Below are 25,086 nucleotides of genomic sequence, written 5' to 3'. Positions count from 1 at the left end.
CGCTTCCGGGTCCTATCTCTCGATGATCAAATCCGAACTTGTTCAGCGTATCGCCGAGCACAACCCGCATCTGTACCAGCGGGATGTCGAGAACATTGTGAATGCGATTCTCGAAGAGATCGTAGCGGCCCTCGCGCGCGGTGACCGCGTCGAGTTGCGCGGCTTCGGTGCCTTCTCGGTCAAGCATCGCCCTGCACGCGCCGGGCGCAATCCACGTACCGGCGCCCATGTGCCTGTCGATCAGAAGAGCGTTCCGTTCTTCAAGACCGGCAAGGAAATGCGCGAGCGGCTGAACCGCGACCATCCGGATCCCGGCGCGCCCGACTAAAGGATGTCGCCGTCCGGGTTTAACCTGATAGCCGCATGATGCGGCCGCAAGCTTGATTCAAGACGAGCGATCGCGATGCGAAAGTTACTGACTGCGCTGATCGTGATTCCGCTGGGCCTGATCCTGGTGACCTTCGCCGTTGCCAACCGGCACTTCGTCACGGTCTCGTTCGATCCCTTCATCGCGAACGATCCGTCATTGTCGGTGACGCTGCCGCTGTTCCTGCTCCTGATCCTGGTCGCCGCCCTCGGCGTTTTTGCCGGCGGCTGTGCCGTCTGGTTCGGTCAGCGGCACTGGCGGCGCGCGGCGCGCCGCCACGAGGCGGATTCACGGGCTGCCAGGGTCGAACTGGCCGATTTGCGGGCCCAGGCGGCCGCAGCAAAGCCCGGCTCGCAGCGCCTTCCCGTTCCCTCCGGGGTCGGGCTTTACGGGCCCATCGGGCGAGACAAGCAGCGCGCGACGTTGTAGAAGCGGCCCGACCGAAAGCCCCGTTTTCCGGCCGCACGTTGCGGCCTCCATTTGCTTTGAGACCATGTCCCTGCTCGTCAAAATCTGCGGCCTGTCTACGCGCGAGACGCTTCAAGCGGCGCTCGAGGCGGGTGCGGATATGGTGGGGTTCGTGTTCTTCCCGCCTTCGCCGCGGCACCTGTCCCTGGAGCTCGGCCGCGACCTCGGCCGCCAGGTGAAGGGGCGCGCGCTCAAGGTGGCGCTCACCGTCGATGCCGACGATGCGACGCTCGACAACATCATGGATGCGCTGTCGCCGGACATTTTCCAGCTGCACGGCAAGGAGAGCGCGGCGCGGCTGCGCGACATCAAGCAGCGGTTCGGCCGCCCCGTGATGAAGGTGGTCCCGGTCGAGGTCGCTGCGGATCTTGCCGTGCTGCCCGGCTACGCGGCGGTCGCCGACCGCATCCTGTTCGACGCGCGAGCACCGAAAGACGCGACGCGGCCCGGCGGCCTCGGTACGCCCTTCGACTGGCACCTGCTTGGAAACCTCGAACTCAAGCTGCCGTATATGGTTTCGGGCGGTCTGCATGCGGGGAACGTCGCCGAAGCCATGCGCGTCACTCGCGCCGGCGGCGTCGATGTCTCCTCCGGTGTCGAGAGCGCTCCCGGCGTGAAGGACCCGGAGATGATCAAATCCTTCATTCGCGCCGCGCGCGCCAGCCAAGAGTTGAGTGTTCGATGAACGTCGCCAAACCCAATTCCTATCGCAGCGGTCCCGATGATCGCGGCCATTTCGGTATCTTCGGCGGCCGCTTCGTCGCCGAAACCCTGATGCCGCTGATCCTCGATCTGGAGAAAGCCTACTCCGACGCCAAGGCCGATCCGGCTTTCCAGATCGAGATGAACGGCTATCTCAAGAACTATGTCGGCCGGCCCTCGCCGCTGTATTTCGCCGAGCGCCTGACCGAGCACCTCGGCGGCGCAAAAATCTATTTGAAGCGCGAAGAGCTCAACCACACCGGCTCGCACAAGGTGAACAACGTGCTCGGCCAGATCATGCTGGCGCGGCGCATGGGCAAGAAGCGCATCATCGCCGAGACCGGTGCCGGTCAGCACGGCGTCGCCACCGCGACGCTATGCGCGCGCTTCGGGCTCGAATGCATCGTCTACATGGGCGCCGTCGACGTCGAGCGTCAGCAGCCCAACGTGATCCGCATGGAGATGCTGGGCGCCAAGGTGATGCCGGTGCAGTCGGGCACGCGCACGCTGAAGGACGCCATGAACGAGGCGCTGCGCGACTGGGTCACCAACGTGCACAACACCTTCTACTGCATCGGCACGGTCGCAGGCCCGCATCCTTATCCGACGCTGGTGCGCGACTTCCAGTCGATCATTGGCAACGAGACCAAGGCGCAGATGCAGGAGATCGAGGGCCGTCTGCCGGATTCGCTGGTCGCCTGCATCGGCGGCGGCTCGAACGCGATGGGCTTGTTTCACCCGTTCCTCGACGATCCCTCGGTCGAAATTTTCGGTGTGGAAGCCGCCGGCCATGGCCTGACGCAATTGCATGCGGCGTCGATCGCGGGTGGCCGTCCCGGCGTGCTGCATGGCAACCGCACCTATCTCCTGATGGATGCCGACGGCCAGATCCAGGACGCCCATTCGATCTCGGCCGGCCTCGACTATCCCGGCATCGGCCCCGAGCATTCCTGGCTGCACGAGGTCGGCCGCGTGAACTATCTCTCCGCGACCGATGATGAGGCGCTCGCTGCGTTCCAGCTGCTGTCGAAGCTCGAAGGCATCATCCCCGCCCTTGAGCCCGCGCACGCCATCGCCAAGGTGATGGAGCTTGCGCCGAAGCGCGCAAATGATCACCTGATGGTCGTCAACCTCTCCGGCCGCGGCGACAAGGACGTCCCGCAGGTCGGCGACATCCTGAGGGGCAAGAGCAAGTGACGCGTATCGACACCCGGTTTGCCGAACTGAAAAAGGCGGGCCGCGCGGCCTTCGTCACTTTCGTGATGGCCGGCGATCCCGATCCCGCGACGTCGCTCGAGATCATCAAGGCGCTGCCGAAGTCGGGTGCCGACGTGATCGAGATCGGCATGCCCTTCACCGATCCCATGGCCGACGGTCCCTCGATCCAGGCCGCAGGCCTGCGCGCGCTGAAGGCCGGGATGACGCTGAAGAAGACGCTGGAGCTGGTGCGCGGCTTCCGCAAGGACGACAATGCGACGCCGATCGTGCTGATGGGATATTACAATCCGATCTACATCTACGGCGTCGACAAGTTCCTCGTCGATGCCAAGAGCGCGGGTGTCGATGGTCTCATCATCGTCGATCTGCCGCCTGAGGAAGACGACGAGCTCTGCCTGCCCGCGATGAAGGCCGGCCTCAACTTCATTCGGCTGGCGACGCCGACCACCGACGACAAGCGTCTGCCCGCAGTGCTCGCGAACACCTCCGGCTTTGTCTATTACGTCTCGATCGCCGGCATCACCGGTGCAGGGGCGGCGGACGCGAATGCCGTCGGTGAAGCTGTCGCGCGCATCAAGCGGCATACAAAACTGCCGGTCTGCGTCGGCTTCGGCATCCGCACGCCGGAGGCGGCCCGCGCCATTGCGGAGAAAGCCAACGGTTCGGTGGTCGGCACCGCATTGGTCGATGCGCTCAAGAACAGTCTCGATGCGGACGGACGCGCGACCGCCAAAACCGTTAACGCGGTGGCCGAATTGACCGCGGCGCTGGCCCAAGGCGTCAAGGGCGCCCAGCAGGCGGCGGAATAGGCCATAATTCCGCTGCTGCAGCGGGCGACACGGCGGCTTGCCGGGCGAGGGCCCGGTCGCCATATATTCCCTTCAGGCGATCCGCGCGGCGGCATCGCACATCGGAGCAAACCATGAACTGGCTTACCAACGTGGTCCGGCCGAAGATCCGCAACATGCTGCGGCGGGAGACGCCGGAGAATCTGTGGATCAAATGCCCGGATTCCGGACAGCTCGTGTTCTACAAGGACGTCGAGGCCAACCAGTTCGTCATCCCCGGCTCGAACTACCACATGCGCATGGGTGCGGTGGCGCGTCTGAAGTCGATCTTCGACAACGAGACCTGGTACGACGTCGCGCTGCCCGAGGTCACGCCCGATCCGCTCAAGTTCCGTGACGAGAAGAAATACGTCGACCGCATCAAGGATGCGCGCGCGCGCACCAACCTGAACGATGCGGTCAAGGTCGGCTACGGCAAGCTCGAAGGCTCCGCCGTGGTCATCGCCGTGCAGGATTTCGATTTCATGGGCGGCTCGCTCGGCATGGCCGCGGGCGAGGCCCTCGTCCGCGGGCTCGAGCTCGCCGTCGAGAAGAAGTCGCCGTTCATCGTATTCGCCGCGTCAGGCGGCGCGCGCATGCAGGAAGGCATCCTGTCGCTGATGCAGATGCCGCGCACCACGGTGGCGGTGCAGATGCTGCGCGAAGCAAAGCTGCCCTACATCGTCGTGCTGACAAACCCGACCACCGGCGGCGTCACCGCGTCCTATGCGATGCTCGGTGACGTGCAGATCGCCGAGCCCGGCGCGCTGATCGGTTTTGCCGGCGCCCGCGTGATCGAGCAGACCATCCGCGAGAAGCTGCCGGAAGGTTTCCAGCGCGCCGAGTACCTGAAAGACCACGGCATGGTCGACATGGTCGTGCACCGCCACGATTTGCGCCCGACGCTGGCGCGGCTCTGCCGCCTGCTGACCAGGTCACCGGCGCAGGAGACTGCGTCGAAGTCGGTGCAGCCGGTGGTCAGCCCGGCGCAGATCGTCTCGGCCGCCGAGACGGCGCCGGCCGCGCCGCACGCGTGAACGCGTCCCCTGACAGTGCGAAGACGCCGCTCGGCGAATTGATCGGGCGGCTGTCGGTTCTGCATCAGAAGCGCATCGACCTCGGGCTGGAGCGGATGCACCGCCTGCTCGAAGGTCTCGGCCATCCCGAACGCAAGCTGCCGCCGGTGATCCACATCGCCGGTACCAACGGCAAGGGCTCGACGCTCGCTTATCTGCGCGCGACGCTGGAGGCCGCAGGCCTGCGCGTGCACGCCTACACCTCGCCCTATCTCGTGCGTATCAACGAATGCTTCCGCCTCGGCCGCGCCGGCGGCGGCGTGCTCGTCAGCGACGACGAATTGCGTGCCGCGCTGGAAGAGGTCGAGCGCGTCAATGCCGGTGAAGTCGCGACATTGTTCGAGCTGAAGACGGCTGCCGCCTTCCATCTCTTCGCGCAGAACCCGGCCGACGTCGTTCTGCTTGAGGTCGGTCTTGGCGGCCGGCTCGATTCGACCAATGTGGTCGACACGCCGGCGGCCTGCGTGATCACGCCCGTCAGCATGGACCACATGGATTTTCTCGGGGACACCCTGACGTCGATTGCGGGCGAGAAGGCTGCGATCATCAAGCGCGGCGTGCCCGTGATCTGTGCCGAGCAGGCGGGCGAAGCCATGGCGGTGATCGAGGCGCAGGCCAGGCGCATGCGCGCGCCACTGTTTGCGGCGAACGAGAGCTGGCACGTCAATGTCGAGCACGGTCGCCTGGTCTATTCCGACGACCGCGGTCTGATGGATCTCACGGCACCGCGGCTGTTCGGCCGCCACCAGTTCGACAATGCCGGACTTGCGATCGCGACACTGCGCGCGATTCCAACGTTCAAGATCAATCAGGGGGCCTTCGAAGCCGGCATCGTCGGTGCCGAATGGCCGGCGCGGATGCAGCGCATCACCTCCGGCGAGCTGCTGGCTCTCGGACCGCAGGGCTCGGAGATCTGGCTCGATGGCGGGCACAATGCCGAAGGCGGCCGCGTCGCGGCGGCTGCGCTCGGCGACCTCGAAGAGCGGGTGTCACGGCCGCTGGTCGTCATTGCAGGTATGATGGCCAACAAGGACGCGAAAGGTTTCCTCGCCAATTTCGCCGGTCTCACCCGTCACATCATCGCGGTGCCGATCCCAGACGTCGAGAACGCAATGCCGGTCGATCGCCTCGCGGATGCCGCGCGCAGCCTCGGCATGCGCGTCGAGACCGTCGCAGGCGTGGAGGCCGCGCTGCGCGCCCTCGCGAAGCTCGCCTACGAGGTGCCGCCGCGCATCCTGATATCAGGCTCGCTCTATCTCGCCGGTCACGTGCTGGGTCTCAACGGCACGCCGCCTGCATGAGAAGGTTGCGTAGCCCGGATGGAGCGCAGCGCAATCCGGGATTTTGCCACAGGTGACGACGATCCCGGATTACGCTGCGCTCCATCCGGGCTACGAGGTCAACAATGCGCTTTGCCGCCATCGCCGACATCCACGGAAACCACCTCGCGCTGGAGGCGGTGCTCGCAGACATCCGCGCGCTTGATATAACCGACATCGTCAATCTCGGCGACATGCTGAGCGGCCCGCTCGATGCGCGGCGAACCATCGAGATCCTGATGCAGCTCGATGCCGTGCACGTGCTCGGCAACCACGACCGCTATCTGCTCGACCGCCCGCCGGAGAAAATGGGCTCGTGGGATCGTCCCGCCTACGAAGCGCTCGATGCCGTGCAGCTCGACTGGCTGCGCGCGCAGCCGATGACGCGTGTGTATCGCGACAAGGTGTTCCTGTGTCACGCGACGCCTGGGAACGACGAGGTTTATTGGCTCGATACCGTGCATCCCGACGGCACGGTGGCGCTGTCGCCGCTCGACCGGATCGAACAATTCGCGCAAGGCATCACCCAATCGCTGATCCTCTGTGCCCACACCCATCTGGCCCGCGCCGTGCGGCTTCGCGATGGCCGGCTAGTCCTCAATCCCGGCAGTGTCGGCAGCCCCGGCTATCGCGACAAGCATCCCTATCCGCATGTCGTCGAAGCCGGCACGCCGCACGCGCGCTATGCGATTCTCGAGCGCACGGATGATGCTTGGCAGGTGACGTTCCGCCACGTCGCCTATGATCACGAGGCGATGGCAGCGCTGGCACGGCGCAATGGTCAGCCGGAGCTGGCGAATGCGCTGGCAACGGGATGGATTGATTAGGCGTCTTTCGCCTGGTAGCCCGGATTGCGCTGCGTTCCATCCGGGCTACGACTTTGCTCACTTCAACAGCTTCATCGGGTCCGCCACCTTCTGCTTCAGCTGATCGAAGCCGCATTGTCGCGGTGCCTTGTCGGGGCGCCAGCGCAGGATCGAGGTGCCGTGGCGAAAACGCTCGCCGCTGAAATGATCATAGCAGATCTCGATCACCAGCTTCGGCTTGAGCGGGCACCATTTGGCCGAACGCTCGGTCGACCAGCGGCTCGGTCCGCCCGGCGCGTTGCCGGTGAAGCCGGGCTCGCCGATCAGCGCCTCCAGCCGATCGGTCAGCGCCGGCTTCTCGTTCGCCTTGATAGCCGAGGTGAATCCGACATGGTGCAGCAGGCCCCCATCGTCGTAGAGGCCGAGCAGCAGCGAGCCGACCACGTTGCGGCCGGCGATCTTGTTGGTGGCATAACGGAAGCCGCCGATCACGCAATCGGCGCTGCGAAATTTCTTGATCTTCTGCATGCCGTCGCGGTTTCCGGCCTGATAGGGCAGGTCGATCCGCTTGGCGATGACGCCGTCCGAGCCGCCACCGGACTGAGCCAGCCATTTTTTCGCGGTGGCGTAGCTCGTCGTTGCCGGTGAGAGACGGAAGCTGCTGCCCTTCAGATTGGCCTTTGCAAAAGCCTCCAGCGCCGGCCGCCGTTCACCGATTGGCCTCTCGGAAAGCTGCTTCTGTTTTGCCGTCGCAAGCAGATCGAAGACGAGATAGAGCGCCGGCGTTTCCTGCGAGAGCTTCTTCACGCGGCTTGCGGCGGGATGAATCCGTTGCAGCAACGCGTCGAAGGAAAAGCTCTTGTCGAGCGGCACGACGATCTCGCCGTCGAGCGTGAAGCGATCGGCTTTCAGCGTCAGCGCGGCCGCAACGATCTCGGGGAAATACCGCGTGAGGTCCTCGCCGGATTTTGAGCGCAGATCAATGCGGCTGCCGTCGCGCGACAGCAGGCAGCGAAAGCCGTCCCATTTCGGCTCGTACTGCCATTCCTTGCCGCGCGGAATCTCGTCGACCGACCGCGCCTCCATCGCAACGAGAGATGTCGATTTGCGCGCGCGTTTTGCGGGAGGAGCAGGCAAGGTCTGGGACTCGTCATACGCTGGACACGTCCCAACAACGCAGAACGGCCGGCTTTCGCCGGCCGTTGTCGAAAATAAACTCGCGTGAGGCGATCAGACCGCGGAGGTGATCCACTGCTGCAGCTTCGCCTTCGGCGCTGCGCCGACCTGGCGGGAGGCCATCTCGCCGCCCTTGAAGATCATCAGGGTGGGAATCGACATCACGCCGTATTTCGACGCGGTCTTCGGGCTCTCGTCGACGTTGAGCTTCACGATCTTGACCTTGTCGCCCATCGCGCCGGCGATCTCGTCGAGGGCGGGCGCGATCATGCGGCAGGGACCGCACCACTCGGCCCAGAAATCGACGACGACGGGACCGTTCGCCTTGAGCACTTCGGCTTCGAAATCGGTGTCAGAAACCTTGCCAACGGCCATTTGAGTACCTCGTTCGGTTGAAAGAATCGGCGCGGATGGGAATCGCGCCCGGGATCATGCCGTCAACCTATGAACGGCCTCTTGCCGGGTCAAGGACGCTCACAGCGAGATGAAGGGATGCCAGCGCCGCGTCCAGCGCGGGGGCCGAAATCTCCATATATTCAAGGGTCTCGGTCCAGAGCAGGACGGCCCTGACAGGCTTTTGGGGATAAAGCCGCGCCAGCACCGCCCGGTACAGCGCAAGCTGCCGGACATAGGCCGCGGGCGCCTCGGCGGTGCTTTTGGGCGCAGCCTGGTTGGTCTTGAAATCAACGATCAAAACCTCATCCGGACGGACGACCAGCCGGTCGATTTGCCCCGACACCAGCGCCGGCGTCCGGCCCGGCCGCTCCAGCCGGCCGGCGATGGCGACCTCAGCCCGGCTGCCGGTGGCAAAGACCGGCGCAAAGCGCGGTTCAGCGATCAAAGCCAGCACCTTGTCGGCCAAAGCGGCGCGGTCGGCTTCCGGCCAGTCCGCGGCGTTGCGCGCCATGAAGCCGAACGCCGCCTCGCGCCGGCGTTCCGCGGCGATATCGGGCAAGGATTGCAGCAGACGATGCACCAGCGTGCCGCGCTGCAGAGCGATGGCGCGCGACTGCACCGATTCGCCTGTCCGCACGCTGCGACCATCCTCGGCCGACTGGCCGGACGGACGCACCAGATCGTCGTCAACGGTCTCGCTCGGCGCCGATGTTCGCAGCCAGGCCGGCAGCGCGACGGCCTGGTCGACAGTCGCCGCCGGGATACCCAGCGCGGCGACATCCTCCGGCCGGGCAAATCGGGTCACCTTGCCGAGCGGCGTCTCGATCACCTGCTTGTCCAGGCCCGAGCTTTTGAGCCCGGTGTCGACCAAATCATACCAGCTCAGCTTGCGGACCGTCTTCATGTTGCCGGGCATGCAGCCGCCGACGATCAGGCGGTCGGCCGCACGTGTCATCGCGACGTAGAGCAGACGGCGATATTCGTCCTCGGTCTCCTCGAGCATGGCCTTGCGCGCGTCGGCGACGGGCTTGGGGTCGTCGGCCTTGCGGCCGGCCCAGACCACGACCTCGCCGCCATTGCCGCGCGGAACGTGGATCAGCCGGACCCGCTGCGAATCCGCGGGCGACGACGTGGTGTCGACCATGAACACGACTGACGCTTCCAGCCCTTTGGCGCCGTGCACGGTCATCACCCGCACCTCGTCGCGCGAGATTTCCATGTCGCGCTTCACCTCGGTGTCGGCCGAGCGTAGCCAGGCCATGAAGCCTTGCAGCGAGGCCGGTGCCTTGCGCTCACAGCCGAGCGCGAGTTCGAGGAATTCGTCGAGTGCGTCGTTGGCCTCATGGCCGAGCCGGCGCAGGATGCGCGCCCGCCCGCCGTCGCCCCCGAGCAGCCAGGCGTAGAAGGCGAACGGCGTCTCCTCGCGCGCGCGGGTCTCGCAGGCCTCCAGCCGCCGCAGCACGGAAGCGAACTTCTCGTTGCCGGCCGCATGCTCGCCGAGTGCGCGGCGCAGCGAGCCCTTGCGGTCATGGGCCAGCTGGAACAGGTCGTCGTCATCGAGGCCGAACAGCGGGCTCTTCAGCGCCACCGCCAGCGCGAGATCGTCCTGCGGCAGAAGCAGCGCGTCCGCGAGGTTCATCAGGTCGATGATCGCGATATGTTCGGTCAGCTTGAGCCGGTCGGCGCCGGCGACGGGAACGCCAGCATGCTTCAGCGCCTGGATCACCGCGTCGAAGGCGTTGCCGCGCCGGCGCACCAGAATCAACACGTCGCCATAGCGCAGCGGCCGGCGCTCGCCCTCATGCCCGGTCAGCGTGCCGCTCTCGACCAGCCGCTTGATCTCGGCCTGGATACGGCGGGCAAGCTTTACCTCGGGGCTGGTGACCGCAACGCCGTCGAACGGCGCGCGCCAGCCCTCGATGTCCTGCCGATCGTCGGCTTCCGCGAGATCCCAGAGCTCGACGACGCTTGGACCGGCATCGCTGAGCGAGTTGTGCAAGGGATGGCCGACATCGATCGAATGGATGCTCTTGTAGATCGTGGGATCGCGGAAGACGTGGTCGACCGAATGCAGGATCGCAGCACCCGAACGGAACGAATAGGTGAAGGCGACGGGGTCGAACTTCAGCCCGGCAGCCCTGAATCTGCGATCCAGCTCTCGCTTGCGTTTGTCGAATTCGTGCGGGTCAGCGCCTTGGAACGAGAAGATCGACTGCTTCTCGTCGCCGACCGCGAAGACGGTGCGGTTCAGCCCGTCGCGCGCGCCTTCGCCGGCCGTGAATTCCGAGATGATGTGGGCGACGATGTCCCATTGCCGCGGGCTGGTATCCTGCGCTTCGTCGATCAGCACGTGATCGACGCCGCGGTCGAGCTTGTAATGCACCCAGCCTGAAGAGACGCGGTCCAGCATCGCCAGCGTCTTGTCGATGAGGTCGTCATAGTCGAGCAGGCCGCGCTCCTGCTTCTCGCGGCGATAGTTCGCGGCGGCGGCGGTCGCGATGTGCAAGAGCGCCGCGGTGCGGTCGCGCATGGTCACGGCGCGGCGCTTCTCGATCAAACAAGCGAGGCGCTGCGCCTCGTTTTCGAACAGGCGGGCGACGGACGGGTTGTGATCGCCGAATTTCTTGGTCAGAACCGCCTTGCGCGGCAGCTTTTCATCGGTGAGGAAGACGCCGAGGTACGTATCGACCTGCGCCGCGCCGGAAAACATCTTGGCTTCGCGAAGCCGCGCGGCCTGGTCATTGTCGGACTTGCTGCCGTCTTCCAGTGCAAAGGCGATGTCGTCCCAGCGCGAGCGCGGCAGATAGGGGCCCTCGAGAATCTCCGTCTCGACGTCCTCGATACGGTCGCTCGCCTCAACACCCAGCGCCGCCGCCATCTGCGCAGCAGCCGCGTCGGCGTTGCCGGCCTCATCCGTCCAGGCCATGAAATGATCGCGGTTGAGACAGGCTTCGCGCACGACCTCCTTGAAGGTGACGTCGGCGGCGCTCGCCATCGCGGTCAGCAATGCGCGGCCGGTGACGCTGTCCGGATCGCGCGCGGCCTCCAGCAGCACCTTCAGATTGGCGCGCTCCATCATGTCGGTCTGGTCGCGCTCGTCAATCACGGCGAAGCGCGCGGGAACGTTGGCCTCGAACGGAAATTGCTGGAGCAGGCGCGTGCAAAGCGCGTGGATGGTCTGCACCTTCAGGCCACCCGGCGTCTCCAGCGCGCAGGCGAACAGTTTTCGCGCGTCGCGACGAATTTTCGCGCTGGGATGCGGGATGCCGACCGCGCGGATGGCTGCGTCGAGCCCGGTATCATCCAGTGTGACCCAATGTCCGAGCGTGGTGAACACGCGCTCCGCCATGTTGGCGGCGGCGGCCTTGGTGAAGGTGATGCAGAGGATCTTTTCCGGCGGCACGCCCGATAGCAGCAGGCGGATCACCCGCTGCACCAGCACGTGCGTCTTGCCCGAGCCGGCATTGGCGGACACGAACGCCGACGCAGTCGGATCGGACGCACGCGCCTGCCGCGCGCGCACCTCGTCAGGAATGGGGCGTGGCAGCTTCACCATTCCTCGATCCCCAGGCCGCCGGCCGCGGACCATTCCTTGATCCGGGCGAGATCGTCATAGGTGCCGTAGCGGTTGGTCCACATCGGCAGGTTCAGCGAGGTGTAGGGCTGGTTCTCGTCGTCGAAGGCGCGGATCAGCGCCTCCAGCTTGGCCCTTGCTTCGGCCGCGGCCGTGTCCGGCGGCTGTGGCTCGTCGCCCTGCTTGTACTTGAGCTCGAGGATGCGCTCCTCGCCCGGCGGATTGTTGCCACTCAGGCGCACATAGACGAGCTGGCTCACGGACGCGCCGGCGTCGATGTCGGGAAAGCCGCCCTCGCGCAGGATCGCGGCTTCCAGCGTGAGCTGCGGCGACAGGCCCATGCGGACTTGCTTGCCGGTCGGCGGCTGGCCGGTCTTGTAGTCAAGGATGGCGTAACCGCCGCCTTGACGCCGCTCGATGCGGTCGGCGCGCGCGGAGAGGCGGAAGCTGCGCTCATGATCGAGCCTGATCGAAATCTCGCCGCGCGTCTCCGCGACAATGGCCCCGAGCGCATCGCGCCGCGCCGACTCCCATTCGCCGAACCAGCGCGCGATGCGCTGGAAGCGCGGCCACCACAACGCGCGCGCCTCGGGCCGCTCCATCAGCGGCGCAAAGTGCCTCTCGCCGATCGCGCGCAGCACGCGGGCGGGATCGTCGGGCAGGCGCGTCGCATAATTTTTCGTGAACTCGCCGATCGCTTCGTGGATCGCCGAGCCGCGGTCGGCGGCCGACAGCGGCATGTCGACGGGATCGAGCGCATCGAGCCGCAAGATGTGCTTGGCGTAGATCGTGTAGGGATCGCGCAGCCAGTCCTCGATTGCGGTGACCGACATCCTGAGCGGCCGCGTCGCCCGCGGCGGCCTCGGCTCGGGCTGCTTGACCGGCCTGACCTCGGCCGGTTGGTCCAGTGCGGCCGCGAACTGCACATATTTCTCGCCGGCGCGAACGGCCGCCTTCCAATGATCATCGCCCGCAACCGCCTCCAGCCGATGCAGGAAGCGCGAAGCCACTGCCGGCGCGCCGCCGGCCTTGGCGGAATGGGTGAGGATCACCTCGCCGCCGCCGAGCAACTGGGCGAAGTCGTGCGCGGAAAGGCCGATGCGGCGCTCCGGAAGATCGAGGCCGAGCTCGTGCCGCATCGGCCGGCTCAGCCAGGGATCGATGCGCGGCGCCGGCGGCCAGACGCCTTCGATCAGTCCGCCGATGATGATGCGGTCGGCCTGCATCAGCCGCGACTCCAGCGGGCCGTAGATCTGCAGCCGCGCACCAGGTTTGTCGCGCCGTCGTACCGCGCGGTCGCTGAACGCGGTCTGGAAGACGTCGGGATAATCAGGCAGCGTCACCATCAAGCCGCTGGTCGTGCCGCCGCGCAAGAGATCGTCGAAGGCACCGGCGAGCGCGAGGCCTTCGCGTTCCTCGAAGGCCAGCGGAAAGCCCTGCTCGTCGCGTGACAGCTCGATCATGATCTCGCGATGCCGGTGCGCGAGCTCGGCGAAGTCGAATGGCTTTGGCGATACGAGGCTCTCGATCGGCGCCAGCGCCTTTTGCAAGACATCGATCAGTGCCTGGATGCGATCGAGATCCTCGGCCTTGAGACGCGCACGGGGCTCGGCCTTGTGGAGCGCGGAAGTCTCGCTGCGCCACAGCTTTGCCAGCTCCTCACGAAAACGGTTGAATTCGCGCAAGAGGCCAGCCGTGCCGGCAGGCGGGCGTGTGCCGCGCAGGACTGCAAGCTCGAGGTCTTCGATCGCCGCCCTCCATGCGCCGGGCAGCCGGCCGAGCCGGCACAGCGGATGCTTCAGCATCGCCAGCAGCGTCGGCGGCTCCAGTCCCTTGGTGGCGGCTTCCGCTGCGAGACGTGCAAAGACGCCGGCGGAGGTTTCCATCAGCACGTCGCCGCCGGAATCGTCGAACGCCAGATCCCAGCGCGTGAGTGCGGCCATCACGCGCCGCGCCAGCGCGCGGTCGGGCGTCACCAGCGCTGCGGATTTGTCGAGATGCCGCGCCTCGCGCATCGCAATGGCAATGGCAAGCGCTTCCATTTCAGGATTGGGAGCTTCGACGACGGCAAGGTTCTTCATGCCGCCGGCTATCCTTGCGGCGACATCCGGCTGCTTCAGCCGGTCGTGCCAGATCTCCGTCGTGGCGGACGGCCGCATCGATTCGGACGCGAGCAGATCGCGGCCGCCTCCTGCCGGCGGCTGGAGGATCTCGACGTCACTGCGTTTGATGCCGAAACGATCCAGCAGCGCGTGCATGGCGTATTGCGGATGGTTCGAGGCCGGATGCTCCGCGAACTTGCCGAGCGAATCGCGCACGCCGCCGATGCTGCGCCAGGCGTCGTCGTCGAGATCGGTGTCGAGGCCCGGCAGCACCACGGCGCCATGGGGCAGCGATGCGACTGCGTGCAGGAATTTCGCGGTCGCCGGCATCGAGCCGGTCGAACCCGCCGCGATCACGGGACCGGTCGGATGTGCGGTCAGCCGTTTGGCTTCCGCTGCGATCAGGAGATCGCGCCGCGCTGCCGGCTCGATCCGGTTGATCTCGGCGAGATGACCGGGCCAGGCGATGCGCGCGATGCGCAGGAATTCGAGCGAGTGTTGCCAGTAGCGGTCGAGCATGTCAGGCACGAGACCGTCGAGCGCGCCCCAGTCGACGCCTCGCGTCACCATGTCGTCGATCAGGCGCGCGAGGTCGCCGGCGAGAGCCAGCGTCGAAGCAGGCCCGCCGACCACCAGCGGCGACAGCACCGGCCCCTTGGCCCAGGCCGCGACCAGTTGTGCCAGCGTCAGCCGTCGTTCGAGTTCGCCAAGCCGCGGCGGAATGTCGAGCGGCGTCGCGCCGGAGAACTGCTCGCCTTCATCGGCGAAAGCGAGCTCATCCTCATCGATGTCGCCGAGCGCGACGATGCGCGGCAGCACCACCGCGTCCGCCTTCATCTCGTCGAGGAAGATCTCGCGGACCACACGCATCGCGCGACGGGTTGGCAGGTATAGCGTGGCATCCGCCAGCCGCGCCGGTTCCTTGCGGGCCTCGAATCCCTCGACCAGCCGTCCCTCGAGCAGGCTCGCGACGATCGTGCGCAGGAATGGAACTGAGAGGGGGACGCTGAAGACGCGCATGGGCTGCCTGATTCGAAGGATCAGGCGCCAATATAGGGAGGCGGACTCAAATGGATATGGGTGGCGGGGAGATAGTCCCCGCTGTTCGACGGTCTCACAGCTCTCGTGCCCCGGACGCTGCGCAGCACGCAGTGATGCGCTGCTGAGCCGGGGCCCAGGTTGCTTGGTCAAACTGTGAGCTTGCTGGGTCCCGGCTCTGCGGAGCGGCACTTCGCGCCGCACCGCGTCCGGGACACGAGAGCACCCTTACGCCACGCTCTCCAGAAACGCCTCTTCCGCGGCGTGCACGGCGTCGGGCGTGCCGACATGCATCCAGACGCCGTCGAGGCGGAGGCCGAACAGCCGCTCCTGCTCGCCCGCGCGGTCGAACATCTTGGTCAGCGAGAACTCACCCTGCGGCGCGCCTTCGAAGATCGACGGCGACAGGATCGCAGCGCCGGCATAGACGAACGGAACGACTTCCTTTTCCTTGCGCTTGCGCAGGGCGCCGTCGGGAAGCATGCCGTAATCGCCGCGGCCGCTATAGCCGATGCTGGTCGCGGTCGGCGCCATCAGGAGCAGGATGTCCATGCGCGCGGGGTCGAAGTTTTCAGCGAGCCGCGTCAGATTGGAGCGCACGCCGTCGATCCAGAGCGTGTCGGAATTGACGTGGTAGAACGGTGCATCGCCGAGCAGCGGCAGCGCCTTGACCACGCCGCCGCCGGTGCCGAGCACCTGGTCGCGCTCGTCTGAAATCGTCACGCGCGGAAGCTCGCGCGTTGCGACGTGATCGATGATCTGATCCGGCAGGTAATGCACGTTGACCACGGCTTCGGTCACGCCGGCCTGGCCGAGCTTGTCGAGCACGTGGTCGAGCAGCGGCTGGCCGGCCACCGGCACCATCGGCTTCGGCATCTTGTCCGTCAGGGGACGCATGCGCAGGCCAAACCCCGCGGCGAGCACCATGGCTTTGGTCGGTTTGACGGACATCCTTCGCTTTCCAGACCTTTCGCGTTCGCAGCAATCTTAACACGAGGTTCGATCAGCCGCACCGCATCTCAATCGCCTTAACCACCTGCCGTGACGGTTGTGCGACGGGTGTTGCCGTCACGCCCCGACGGCTGTGGAACGCGCCTTTTTCTTCTTGTCGCCGACTTTCAGGAAATTGACGCCGATCTGGTCGCCATTGACCCAGGCCAACTCGCAGCGCCGGTACGCGAGGCCCGTGGACGACAGCAGCAGAAAGAACTCTTTCAAATGGAGGCCCTCCACCGAGCCGTCGATGGTCAGCTTGGCGCCGGTCTCGGAGACGTCCTCCATGGTGCAGTCGCGCCGCCAGGTGCCGTCGATGCCCATCATCTGGGCCGAGATCCCGCGCTCGAAGACAACCCGGCTATTGCCGCGCTGGTCCGTCTTTACCGCCATCTGCCCGCTCCAGCCCCGTATTTATCCGGCTGCATCGCCGCCAGAATACCGGCGTCTTGGCTAACAGCTGGTAAATCGGAACCCCGAATCAGGCCTCGACTAGATCTTGGGCGGTGGGACGTTGGCGAGATACCAGTCGCGCAAGGAGCTCAGCGCGGGATGCGCCAGCGAACGCTGGAGATAGGTCCAGATCCGCGGCTGGTGACGCAGATAATGCGGCTTACCGTCGCGGCGGTTGAGGCGGGCGAAGGTACCGAGCAGGCGGGTGTTCCGTTGTGCCGACATGATGGCGTAGAGCTCGGCGAATCCCGCCGGATCGAAGCCGGCATCGGCAGCGCGCCGCGCCTTGATGTAGCGCGACAGCAGCGTCAGCTCGATGGTCTCGGGCACGTCGATGCGGGCATCCTGGAGCAGCGACACCACGTCGTAGGATTGCGGACCGAGCACGGTGTCCTGGAAATCGATCACACCGACGCGCGCGATGCCGGCGCGATCCCCAAGCCAGATCAGATTGGGCGAGTGATAGTCGCGGATGATCCACGTCCTCGGCGCGGCCTGCGGCTTCTTCAGCAGCTCCCGCCACATCGCGAAAAATTCCGAGCGCGCCGTCTCGCTCAGCGGCGCGTTGCGATCGGGCAGGTACCATTCCGGCATCAACCCGATCTCGATCAGCAGCGCCTCGGTATCGAAGACAGGAATGGCGTAGGTCTGATCCGCCAGCGGCAGCGTTTCTGGCAGCGTCTTGCCGTGGAGCGTCGCCAGCACATCGGCCGCGGCCTCGTAGCGCTCGGCGATCGGGCGCGGCGGGTCGCCTTCGACCACGCCTTCGCTGCCGAAATCCTCGGTGATCAGGAAGCCGTGGTCGAGGTCGGAATGGTGGATGATCGGCGCGGATATCCCTTGCGCACGCAAGCCTTCGTCGATCGCGACGAACGGTTTGACGTTCTCGGCGAGATGCACCGCGGCGCTGTAGGATTTCCCGTTGTATGTCGCGGCACCATCCGGGCGCTGCGGAAAGTTCATGAGGATGACGATCTCCTCGTCGCGCCGCAGCCGCGCATAGGATCGGGTCGAGGCATCGCCGGCCATGCGCCGCCGGGTCGATTCGAGATAGCCGGATACATCGAGGAATTCGCGCAGCGCCTGCAGCCGCGCGACGGTGGCGGCGCTCTTGCCGTAACCGGTGATGTCGGCGGCGCGCGCGTTCGAGCCCAGTGCGGGGCGATGCGTCAGCGAAATGTCGATGCGATCCTGCGGCATCGCCGACGGCGCACGCTCCGGCCATTCGATCAGGACGAGCGTTGCATCGGGCAGCGGTGACAGCCCGATCTCCTCGAGCTCGCTCTCGTCCTCGACGCGGTAGAGATCGGCGTGCATTACCGGGAAGGGCGGCAGCTCGTAGCCCTGCACCAGCGTGAAGGTCGGGCTCGGCACTTCCAGCGTCTCGTCGCTGGCGAGGTAGCGGATGAGCGCGCGGGCGGCCGCGGTCTTGCCGGCGCCGAGATCGCCGGTGAGCGTGATGACATCGCCGGGGCCGACCAGCAGCGCAAGGTCGGCCATCAATTGCGCGGTGGCCGTCTCGTTGTGAAGCGCGACGGAGAATGTGGTGGGCGCGCTCATTCGGCGGCGTCGCGATGCGCCGCCTGGTCGGTCGGGAAGTCACAGATCACGACCGTGCCCCGGCCGACGATCGAATCCACCCGCACGTTGCCGCCATGCAGCTCGACGAAGGAGCGCACCAGCGACAGGCCGAGCCCGGCGCCGCGGTGACGCGAACCCTGCGAGCGGCTTTCGAACCAGTTGAACACCTTGTCCTTCATGTCGGCAGGTATTCCAGGCCCGGAATCTGTCACGGTGAAGACCACGCTGCGCTCGGTGCGCCGTGCGCTGATGCCGACGGCGGAATCCTGTGGAGAAAACCCGACGGCGTTGGCGAGGAGGTTATAGAGCACCTGCACCACGCGCTTCTCGTCGCCGACGAAGCTGCCGACGTCAGGCGCGATCTCGACCTTGAGGCGGATGCGGTCGGTGGCGAGCCGGTCCTGGATGCCTTCGGCCGCGAGCTCGATGGTCTTGCTGACGTCGACCGGGCCCAGTTCCAGCTTCATGGCGCCGGCGTCGATGGTGGCGAGATCGAGGATGTTGTTGGTCAGCGCCAGCAGCGCGTTGGTCGATTTGGTGACGTAATCGAGATATTCGGCCTGTTTCGGCGTCAGCGGCCCGGTTGAGGGGTCGCTGAGGAAATGCGCGAAGCCGATGATGGTGGTGAGCGGCGAGCGCAGCTCGTAGGAGACGTGGTGGACGAAATCCACCTTCATCTGGTCGGCCGCCTCCAGCGCCTCGTTGCGCTCGCGCAGCGCGCGCTCGACGTTCTCGGTGTCGGTGATGTCCTGGAACGTCAGCATGGTGGCGCCGTCATGCAGCGGCCGGATCATGCCGTCGAGCACGCTGCCGTCCTTGCGCTCCAGCTTCAGCGGCACGTCGGCGCGGCTCTCGATCGAGGTGACGGCCTCGCGGATCTGGCGCCAGACCGCGGGGTCGTCGAACAGCTGATGGCACCAGCCTTCCACCGTCTGGATGTGCGGCTCGTCGCGCATGGCATCGGCGGACAGCTTCCACATCCGGACGAAGGCCGGATTGAACAGTTGCGCCTTGCCGTTGCTGCCGAACACCGCGACTCCCTCGGCGAGACTGTCCAGCGTCTCGCGCTGGACCCGGATCATGCCGTCGAAGCGGCGGGCAAGCTCGAGGCTCTCGGTGACATCGTCGAACAGATAGGTGACGCCGCCCTCCGGGTTCGGCGTGGTGACGACCGACAGCGCGCGGCCGTCGGGCAGGTACCAGGTGTCCTTGGTGGTCTCGACGGCGCGATAGGCCTCGTGCAGCTTGGACTTCCAGGCGCGGAAGTCGGGCTGCTCCGGCAGTTTTCGCGCAGCACGGAGCTTATCCAGCACGCTGGAATCATCGGGGTTGGCGTCGAGGAAGGTGCGGTCGAGGTCCCACAGCCGGCGGTAGGAATCGTTGTAGAAGGCGAGCCGGCGCTGGCCGTCGAACACGGCAACGCCCGAGGAGAGCTGGTCGAGCGTGCGGCGATGCGCCTCCGCCATCCGCACCAGCGCCGAGCTGAGCGCATCAGCCTCGCTGGCGTCGATGGCGACGCCGACGCTGCCGCTGCCGACATTGACCGCGCGCACGTCGTAGATTCGGCGCTCGCCGCTGATCACGATCGGCAGCCGCGCATTGAAATTGGCAGCGTCCTTCAGTCCCCGCTCCATCGCGGTGCGGTCGGCGCTGTCGAGCAGCTCCAGCTTGCGCTCCTGCGCATCGGTGACGTTGTTCGCCTCGGTGGCACGGACATAGGCCGGGTTGGCGTAGGTCAGTGCGCCGTTCTCGCCCTTGGCCCAGATCGGCCAGGGTGCGTTGGCGGCGAAGCCGCGCAGCATCTCGGTCTCGTCGGAGAGCGCGTTGTAACGCAGATTGGTCTCGGCCAGATCGCGGCGGAGCCCCGAGAGTTCGCGAATCCGGACAATGGCTTGGCCGCCGATGGCGCGGCCGATGGCCTCGAGCGTGTGGCCATGCGCGGTCGTGAGTGTCAGCTGGAACCCGTCGCCGCGGTCACGCAGCGCGTCGACGGCATGATCCATCTGGAGCGCGGGTTCCGGCGGCAGCCAGGTTCCGAAGGCGAGCACGCGTTGCGGCGAGGAGTCGCGCGGCAGCACCATCGAGACGTCGCCGGAGATTTGCGCGCGATTGTCGCCGGCGGGCCAGGAGATCAGGATCTGCGGCTCGGCGAACAGCAGCGCGCCGAAGCGGTCGGCCTGGAGCTGGAGTTCCCCGATTCGGGCACGCAGCCGCGCCTCGTTCTTCGCCGTGCGCACGCGCGTGCGCATCAGAAGGATCGCGGCCATCACCGAGAAGCCGAGCAAGGCCAGCGCGGTGGCGAGCACCGCGAGTTCCTGCCGGTTGAAATCCAGCATGATGGAGAGGGTGTCGATGAGGTCGGCCGCCTCGGCCGGCGCAGCCGGCAGCAGCGCTGCAAGAGCGCCTCCCAACAGGCCGTTGCGCACGAGCGACGTGCACGACAGCAGCGTCCGACGCATCGACACGATCACGCCTGACATAGTTGCCCCAAGACCGCACGAATTTACGCGCGACGACCCCCGTCGCGCGCGAATCAAACGACAATACCCTCACCGTGACTCCGCCTGTAAGAGTCCAGATCGTGAACGCAAAGGCGGCCTCAAAAAAATGCCGAGCGAGGGGTTCCCGCTCACATAGTTCTTCGGGTGATTCGGCTGAAAGTGCCTTGCGTTAGCGGCCGGTCGAGCCGAAGCCGCCGGCGCCGCGGTCGGTCGCCGACAATGTGGCCACCGGAACCAGCGCGGCCTGCACGACGGGCGCGATCACCATCTGGGCGATGCGCTCGCCGCGCTTGATCACGAAGGCGGCCTGGCCGTGATTGATCAGGATCACCTTGATCTCGCCGCGATAATCCGCGTCGATCGTGCCCGGCGCGTTCAGCACGGTGACGCCGTGCTTGGCGGCAAGCCCCGAGCGCGGCCGCACCTGGGCCTCGTGTCCGGGCGGCAGCGCGATCGCAAGGCCGGTCGGCACCAGCGCATATTGACCGGGGGCGAGCGTCATCGGCTCGCCCTCAGGCACCGCGGCCATCAGATCGAGGCCGGCGGCTTCGCTAGTCTGATAGGCCGGCAGCTGCAGGCCTTCCGCATGGGCCAGTTGCTGCAGTTCGACGGTGACCTCAGTGCTCACGATGCTGGCTCCAGGGATTTGTCGGTCACGCTCCGTGCGACATGCGCGACCAGTTCGATGGCGACCTGTTCCTTGGTCATCACCGGCCAGGAATCAACTGCGATCTCGCCGTCCTTCCGAGTTATGAGGTGCACGGTGTTGCGGTCGCCGCCCATCACGCCGGTGGCGGGCGAGACGTCGTTGGCGACGATCCAGTCGCAGCCCTTGCGGGCAAGTTTTGACTTGGCGTTGTCGATCAGGTGCTCGGTCTCGGCGGCAAAGCCGATCACCAGCGGCGGGCGCTGGTCGGTCAGCTTCGAGATGGTGGCGAGGATGTCGGGGTTCTCGACCAGCTGAAGCCGCGGCATGCCGGCCGAACTCTTCTTCAGCTTCTGCTCGCCTTCATTGGCAACACGCCAGTCGGCGACGGCGGCGGCGAAGATCGCGATGTCGGCGGGGAGCGAGGCCTTCACCTGCTCCAGCATCTGGCGCGCCGATTCCACATGTTTCACTGTCACGCCCTGGGGATCGCTGAGGTCGACCGGACCGCTCACCAGGATCACCTCGGCACCGGCGGCTTGTGCGGCGGCGGCAATGGCAAAGCCCTGCTTGCCCGAGGAGCGGTTGGCAATATAGCGCACTGGATCGATCGGCTCGTGGGTGGGGCCTGCGGTGATTAGCACGCGCTTGCCGGCGAGTGGGCGCGGCGTCGGCGGCCGCAGCAGACGCTCCGCGGCCGCGGCGATCTCGATGGCTTCCGACATGCGGCCGGTTCCGGCCTCGCCCGCTTCCGCCATCTCGCCGGAATTGGGTCCGATCAGCACCACGCCGTCGCGCTGCAGCTGCCCGACGTTGCGCCGCGTCGCCGCATTGCCCCACATCAGCGGGTTCATTGCCGGTGCCAGCAGCACCTTGCGGTTGGTCGCGAGCAGGATCGCGCTGGCGAGATCGTCGGCGTGGCCGTTCGCCATCTTCGCCATCAGATCGGCAGTCGCGGGCGCCACCACGATCAGGTCGCAGTCTCGGGCGAGCCTGATATGGCCGGCATCGAACTCGCTCTGGGGGTCGAACAGGTCGGTATAGACACGCTCATGCGACAGCGCGCTCACCGCCAGCGGCGTGACGAATTGCTGGGCCGCCTTGGTCAGGACGCAGCGGACCTCGACGCGGCGCTCCTTCAGCCTTCGAATCAGGTCGAGCGATTTATAGGCCGCGATGCCGCCGCCGATGATCAGGGTGACGGTGGCCTCGGGGACGGCGCCGGTGCGCTGGAGAGTGGGGACGGAGGATGACGCAGGCGGTGCCGCAAACGGCGTCAGCGGCTCCTCGCGGCCCTCGATCAGCTCCCCGAGGATGACCCGGACCTCTTCCTCGACCGACCTGCGGTTCCGGGCCGAGCGCAGGCGGAGATAGGTTTTGACGCCCTCGTCGAGCTTGCGGATGGTCAGGCTTGCCATGGCGCCCCTCCGGCACGAAATGATAGCGATGCTATCAATCGTGTGATTGCAATGCAATCATAGATTCCGGACGGCGATCAGGATCCCGATGAAGGTAGCGGCGATGATCCAGAGCGCGACCGTGCGCCAGCGATTCTTGCGGCCCTCGCTGCGGCCCATCGCGGCGATGCTCTCGGGCGACAGCCTGATACCCTCTCGGGTCATGGTCTCGAGTTGCTCAAGCACCTTCACAGACCGTTCGGCGATCTCCGGCAGACGCATCAGCACGCGCGCGATGTCTCCGGTCCCGGCGAGCGCGCCCTGCACCCGGCCGATCGGTCCGAGATTGCGCTCGATCCATTCACGCACCACGGGGTCGGCGATCTTCCAGATGTCGAGCTTGGGATCGAAGCCGCGCGCCACGCCCTCGACCACCACCATGGTCTTCTGCAGCAGGATCAGCTCCGGGCGCGTCGTCATGTCGAACAGGCCGGTGACCTCGAGCAGCAGCGTCAGGAGCCGCGCCATCGAGATCTCTTCCGCCGTGCGGTTGTGGATCGGCTCGCCGATGGCACGGATAGCTTGCGCGAAATTCTCCACCGAGTGATGCGCGGGCACGTAGCCCGCCTCGAAGTGCACTTCCGCGACGCGGCGATAGTCGCGGGTGATGAAGCCGAGCAGGATCTCGGCGAGGAAGCGCCGCTCCTTCATGCCGAGCCGGCCCATGATGCCGAAATCGACCGCGACGAGTCGTCCCGCGTCATCCAGGAACAGATTGCCCGGATGCATGTCGGCGTGGAAGAAACCGTCGCGCAGCGCGTGCCGCAGAAAGCTCTGGATCACCTTGCGGCCGAGATCGGGCAGGTCGACCTGTGATTCCGCCAGACGCTTGTGATCGTTCAGCGCGATGCCGTCGATCCACTCCATCGTCAGCACGTTGTGCGTGGTGCGGTCCCAGTCGACATCGGGCACGCGGAAATCGGGATCGTCGCGCGTGTTCTCCGCCATCTCGGACAGCGCCGCGGCTTCCAGCCGCAGATCCATCTCCATGGCGACCGAGCGCGACATGGTGTTGATGACCTCGATGAGGCGCAGCCGCCGCGCTTCCGCCGAATAGGTTTCGGCCTTGTGCGCGACGAAGAAGAAGTCGGAGAGATCGCGGCGGAAGCGCGCGGCCACGTTGGGCCTGAGCACCTTGACCGCGACCGACGTGCGGATGCCGTCGTGCAGGACTTCGCCGCGATGCACCTGCGCGATCGAGGCGGCTGCGACGGGGGGGCCGAAGCTGACGAACACGTCCTTCAGCGGCCGCTCCAGTGAGGTCGCGATCGTGGCTTCCGCTTCATGCTGCGGAAACGGCGGCAGGCGGTCCTGGAGACTTTCGAGGTCGCGCGCCATGATGACGCCGACGACGTCGGGGCGCGTGGCCAGGAATTGTCCGAGCTTGAGATAGGCTGGGCCCATCCGCGTCAGCGCGCGCGCGATCCGCGGGCCGTGCTTGACGCCACGCCGCTCGACCAGACGCGCCAGCTTCAGCGCGAGCTGTCCCGGCGGCGGCACCAGGCTCGGATCGACCGAACCGAACACGCCCTCGCGGGCAAACACGAACGCGGCGCGGATCAGGCGCGAAATGTGGGTGAAGGCAGAGATCACAAACGCCAGCCCGAATGCAGTGCGACGATGCCGCCGGACAATGTCTGCCAGCTGACGCGGGCAAAGCCCGCCTCGCGAATCATGTCGGCGAAGGCGTTGGGTTTCGGAAACTTGCGGATGGACTCGACGAGATATTGGTAGGACTCGGCATCGCCCGTGATCATGCGGCCGAGCGGTGGGATCACCTTGAACGAGAACAGGTCGTAGATCCGGTCGAGTCCGGGCATCTCGACGGTGGAGAATTCCAGGCACAGGAAGCGGCTGCCGGGCTTGAGCACGCGATGGGCCTCGCGCAGCGCGAGATCGATCCGGGGCACGTTGCGAATGCCGAAAGCGATCGTATATGCGTCAAAACTGCGGTCGGCGAAGGCGAGCGCTTCGGCATTGCCTTCGACAAAATCGACTTGGGTTTCAAGATGGCGTTTGGTGGCGCGCTCGCGGCCCACGGCCAGCATGTCGGTGTTGATGTCGCAGACGGTGGCATGGAAGCCAGCACCCGCGGCCTTGGCGGCGCGGAACGAAATGTCGCCGGTGCCGCCGGCCACGTCGAGCAGCGCGAACGGCCGGTCGCCCCTCGGCGGGTCGAGCGCCGTGATCATGATGTCCTTCCAGACCCGGTGCAGGCCGCCGGACATCAAATCGTTCATCAAATCATAGCGCGATGCCACGCTGTGAAACACATCGTTCACCAGCGTCTGCTTGTCCCCTAGGGGAACATCCCTGAAGCCAAAATGCGTGGTTTCGCCCGGCCGATCCATTACTCTACTCCACTGGGCGAACCATAGCGCGCCCG

At 66.1% G+C, this 25,086-nt stretch carries 20 protein-coding genes; 8 read left to right on the top strand and 12 right to left on the bottom strand.

All coding sequences use genetic code 11. The features are described from left to right. The first annotated feature begins 22 nt into the window (after positions 1 to 22). From CIT40_RS00455 to CIT40_RS00420, 8 genes are all read left to right on the top strand, one after another. A complete protein-coding gene (locus tag CIT40_RS00455; protein WP_007598410.1) occupies positions 23 to 328 on the top strand; it encodes an integration host factor subunit beta in 306 nt (101 codons plus the stop codon). A gap of 75 nt (positions 329 to 403) precedes the next feature. Further along, the gene (locus tag CIT40_RS00450; RefSeq protein WP_094894205.1) at positions 404 to 796 is read left to right on the top strand and encodes a lipopolysaccharide assembly protein LapA domain-containing protein; all 393 of its coding nucleotides are present in this window, start codon (positions 404 to 406) and stop codon (positions 794 to 796) included. Between the two features lie 64 nt (positions 797 to 860). Further along, the gene (locus CIT40_RS00445) at positions 861 to 1,520 is read left to right on the top strand and encodes a phosphoribosylanthranilate isomerase (protein ID WP_094894208.1); all 660 of its coding nucleotides are present in this window, start codon (positions 861 to 863) and stop codon (positions 1,518 to 1,520) included. Then, the gene (gene trpB / locus CIT40_RS00440; RefSeq protein WP_094894210.1) at positions 1,517 to 2,734 is read left to right on the top strand and encodes a tryptophan synthase subunit beta; all 1,218 of its coding nucleotides are present in this window, start codon (positions 1,517 to 1,519) and stop codon (positions 2,732 to 2,734) included. The genes CIT40_RS00445 and trpB overlap by 4 nt, the downstream gene beginning before the upstream one ends. Beyond that, complete coding sequence (gene trpA, locus CIT40_RS00435; RefSeq protein WP_094894212.1) at positions 2,731 to 3,564, top strand: tryptophan synthase subunit alpha; 834 nt, start codon at positions 2,731 to 2,733, stop codon at positions 3,562 to 3,564. The genes trpB and trpA overlap by 4 nt, the downstream gene beginning before the upstream one ends. A 113-nt stretch (positions 3,565 to 3,677) precedes the next feature. Next, positions 3,678 to 4,619 carry an acetyl-CoA carboxylase, carboxyltransferase subunit beta gene (gene accD / locus CIT40_RS00430; protein ID WP_094894214.1) on the top strand — a complete coding sequence of 314 codons (942 nt, stop codon included), beginning with the start codon at positions 3,678 to 3,680 and terminating at the stop codon, positions 4,617 to 4,619. Next, a complete protein-coding gene (locus tag CIT40_RS00425; protein WP_094894216.1) occupies positions 4,616 to 5,959 on the top strand; it encodes a bifunctional folylpolyglutamate synthase/dihydrofolate synthase in 1,344 nt (447 codons plus the stop codon). Before accD ends, CIT40_RS00425 begins: the two co-directional genes overlap by 4 nt. A 104-nt stretch (positions 5,960 to 6,063) precedes the next feature. Further along, a complete protein-coding gene (locus CIT40_RS00420; RefSeq protein ID WP_094894219.1) occupies positions 6,064 to 6,804 on the top strand; it encodes a metallophosphoesterase family protein in 741 nt (246 codons plus the stop codon). Positions 6,805 to 6,861: 57 nt separating this feature from the next. On the opposite strand, the gene CIT40_RS00415 is transcribed toward CIT40_RS00420, so the two are convergent. The 12 genes from CIT40_RS00415 to ubiE all read right to left on the bottom strand — a co-directional run bounded on the left by CIT40_RS00415 (position 6,862) and on the right by ubiE (position 25,051). Then, positions 6,862 to 7,869, bottom strand: coding sequence for an ATP-dependent DNA ligase (locus CIT40_RS00415; RefSeq protein ID WP_094894221.1), 1,008 nt, complete (start codon positions 7,867 to 7,869; stop codon positions 6,862 to 6,864). Positions 7,870 to 8,013: 144 nt separating this feature from the next. Continuing rightward, a complete protein-coding gene (trxA, locus tag CIT40_RS00410) occupies positions 8,014 to 8,334 on the bottom strand; it encodes a thioredoxin (protein ID WP_007598398.1) in 321 nt (106 codons plus the stop codon). A gap of 67 nt (positions 8,335 to 8,401) precedes the next feature. Then, complete coding sequence (addA, locus tag CIT40_RS00405; RefSeq protein WP_162307795.1) at positions 8,402 to 11,911, bottom strand: double-strand break repair helicase AddA; 3,510 nt, start codon at positions 11,909 to 11,911, stop codon at positions 8,402 to 8,404. After that, entirely contained in the window at positions 11,905 to 15,051 is a 3,147-nt protein-coding gene (addB, locus tag CIT40_RS00400; RefSeq protein ID WP_094894227.1) for a double-strand break repair protein AddB, read from the bottom strand. Before addB ends, addA begins: the two co-directional genes overlap by 7 nt. A 246-nt stretch (positions 15,052 to 15,297) precedes the next feature. Continuing rightward, positions 15,298 to 16,020 carry a nucleotidyltransferase family protein gene (locus CIT40_RS00395; RefSeq protein WP_094894229.1) on the bottom strand — a complete coding sequence of 241 codons (723 nt, stop codon included), beginning with the start codon at positions 16,018 to 16,020 and terminating at the stop codon, positions 15,298 to 15,300. A 117-nt stretch (positions 16,021 to 16,137) separates the two neighbouring features. Further along, positions 16,138 to 16,455: a PilZ domain-containing protein gene (locus CIT40_RS00390; RefSeq protein WP_091962288.1), complete on the bottom strand. Its 318-nt coding sequence runs from the start codon at positions 16,453 to 16,455 to the stop codon at positions 16,138 to 16,140. A 99-nt stretch (positions 16,456 to 16,554) separates the two neighbouring features. Next, the gene (gene tsaE / locus CIT40_RS00385) at positions 16,555 to 18,075 is read right to left on the bottom strand and encodes a tRNA (adenosine(37)-N6)-threonylcarbamoyltransferase complex ATPase subunit type 1 TsaE (protein WP_094894232.1); all 1,521 of its coding nucleotides are present in this window, start codon (positions 18,073 to 18,075) and stop codon (positions 16,555 to 16,557) included. After that, positions 18,072 to 20,576: a PAS domain-containing sensor histidine kinase gene (locus CIT40_RS00380; protein ID WP_094894234.1), complete on the bottom strand. Its 2,505-nt coding sequence runs from the start codon at positions 20,574 to 20,576 to the stop codon at positions 18,072 to 18,074. Before CIT40_RS00380 ends, tsaE begins: the two co-directional genes overlap by 4 nt. A 190-nt stretch (positions 20,577 to 20,766) precedes the next feature. Next, positions 20,767 to 21,225 carry a dUTP diphosphatase gene (gene dut / locus CIT40_RS00375; RefSeq protein ID WP_094894237.1) on the bottom strand — a complete coding sequence of 153 codons (459 nt, stop codon included), beginning with the start codon at positions 21,223 to 21,225 and terminating at the stop codon, positions 20,767 to 20,769. Continuing rightward, positions 21,222 to 22,661, bottom strand: a complete 1,440-nt coding sequence (gene coaBC, locus CIT40_RS00370) for a bifunctional phosphopantothenoylcysteine decarboxylase/phosphopantothenate--cysteine ligase CoaBC (protein ID WP_094894240.1) — start codon at positions 22,659 to 22,661, stop codon at positions 21,222 to 21,224. Before coaBC ends, dut begins: the two co-directional genes overlap by 4 nt. Positions 22,662 to 22,718: 57 nt before the next feature. Next, a complete protein-coding gene (ubiB, locus tag CIT40_RS00365; protein ID WP_094894243.1) occupies positions 22,719 to 24,293 on the bottom strand; it encodes a 2-polyprenylphenol 6-hydroxylase in 1,575 nt (524 codons plus the stop codon). Beyond that, positions 24,290 to 25,051 (bottom strand): bifunctional demethylmenaquinone methyltransferase/2-methoxy-6-polyprenyl-1,4-benzoquinol methylase UbiE, encoded by a 762-nt coding sequence (gene ubiE, locus CIT40_RS00360; protein WP_094894245.1) that lies wholly within the window; start codon positions 25,049 to 25,051, stop codon positions 24,290 to 24,292. Before ubiE ends, ubiB begins: the two co-directional genes overlap by 4 nt. Positions 25,052 to 25,086 lie beyond the last annotated feature (35 nt).

The sequence above is a fragment of the Bradyrhizobium amphicarpaeae genome (assembly GCF_002266435.3).
GTDB lineage: Bacteria > Pseudomonadota > Alphaproteobacteria > Rhizobiales > Xanthobacteraceae > Bradyrhizobium > Bradyrhizobium amphicarpaeae.
This window is presented reverse-complemented; position numbering and strand designations above follow the sequence as displayed.

Coding starts and splice junctions, on each gene's coding strand:
- addA (WP_162307795.1), bottom strand. CDS start 11,911: ATGGTGAAGCTGCCACGCCCCATTCCTGACGAGGTGCGCGCGCGGCAG.
- CIT40_RS00415 (WP_094894221.1), bottom strand. CDS start 7,869: ATGGAGGCGCGGTCGGTCGACGAGATTCCGCGCGGCAAGGAATGGCAG.
- accD (WP_094894214.1), top strand. CDS start 3,678: ATGAACTGGCTTACCAACGTGGTCCGGCCGAAGATCCGCAACATGCTG.
- ubiE (WP_094894245.1), bottom strand. CDS start 25,051: ATGGATCGGCCGGGCGAAACCACGCATTTTGGCTTCAGGGATGTTCCC.
- tsaE (WP_094894232.1), bottom strand. CDS start 18,075: ATGAGCGCGCCCACCACATTCTCCGTCGCGCTTCACAACGAGACGGCC.
- CIT40_RS00420 (WP_094894219.1), top strand. CDS start 6,064: ATGCGCTTTGCCGCCATCGCCGACATCCACGGAAACCACCTCGCGCTG.
- CIT40_RS00380 (WP_094894234.1), bottom strand. CDS start 20,576: ATGTCAGGCGTGATCGTGTCGATGCGTCGGACGCTGCTGTCGTGCACG.
- CIT40_RS00450 (WP_094894205.1), top strand. CDS start 404: ATGCGAAAGTTACTGACTGCGCTGATCGTGATTCCGCTGGGCCTGATC.
- CIT40_RS00455 (WP_007598410.1), top strand. CDS start 23: ATGATCAAATCCGAACTTGTTCAGCGTATCGCCGAGCACAACCCGCAT.
- CIT40_RS00445 (WP_094894208.1), top strand. CDS start 861: ATGTCCCTGCTCGTCAAAATCTGCGGCCTGTCTACGCGCGAGACGCTT.
- CIT40_RS00395 (WP_094894229.1), bottom strand. CDS start 16,020: ATGTCCGTCAAACCGACCAAAGCCATGGTGCTCGCCGCGGGGTTTGGC.
- CIT40_RS00390 (WP_091962288.1), bottom strand. CDS start 16,455: ATGGCGGTAAAGACGGACCAGCGCGGCAATAGCCGGGTTGTCTTCGAG.
- trpB (WP_094894210.1), top strand. CDS start 1,517: ATGAACGTCGCCAAACCCAATTCCTATCGCAGCGGTCCCGATGATCGC.
- addB (WP_094894227.1), bottom strand. CDS start 15,051: ATGCGCGTCTTCAGCGTCCCCCTCTCAGTTCCATTCCTGCGCACGATC.
- coaBC (WP_094894240.1), bottom strand. CDS start 22,661: ATGGCAAGCCTGACCATCCGCAAGCTCGACGAGGGCGTCAAAACCTAT.
- trxA (WP_007598398.1), bottom strand. CDS start 8,334: ATGGCCGTTGGCAAGGTTTCTGACACCGATTTCGAAGCCGAAGTGCTC.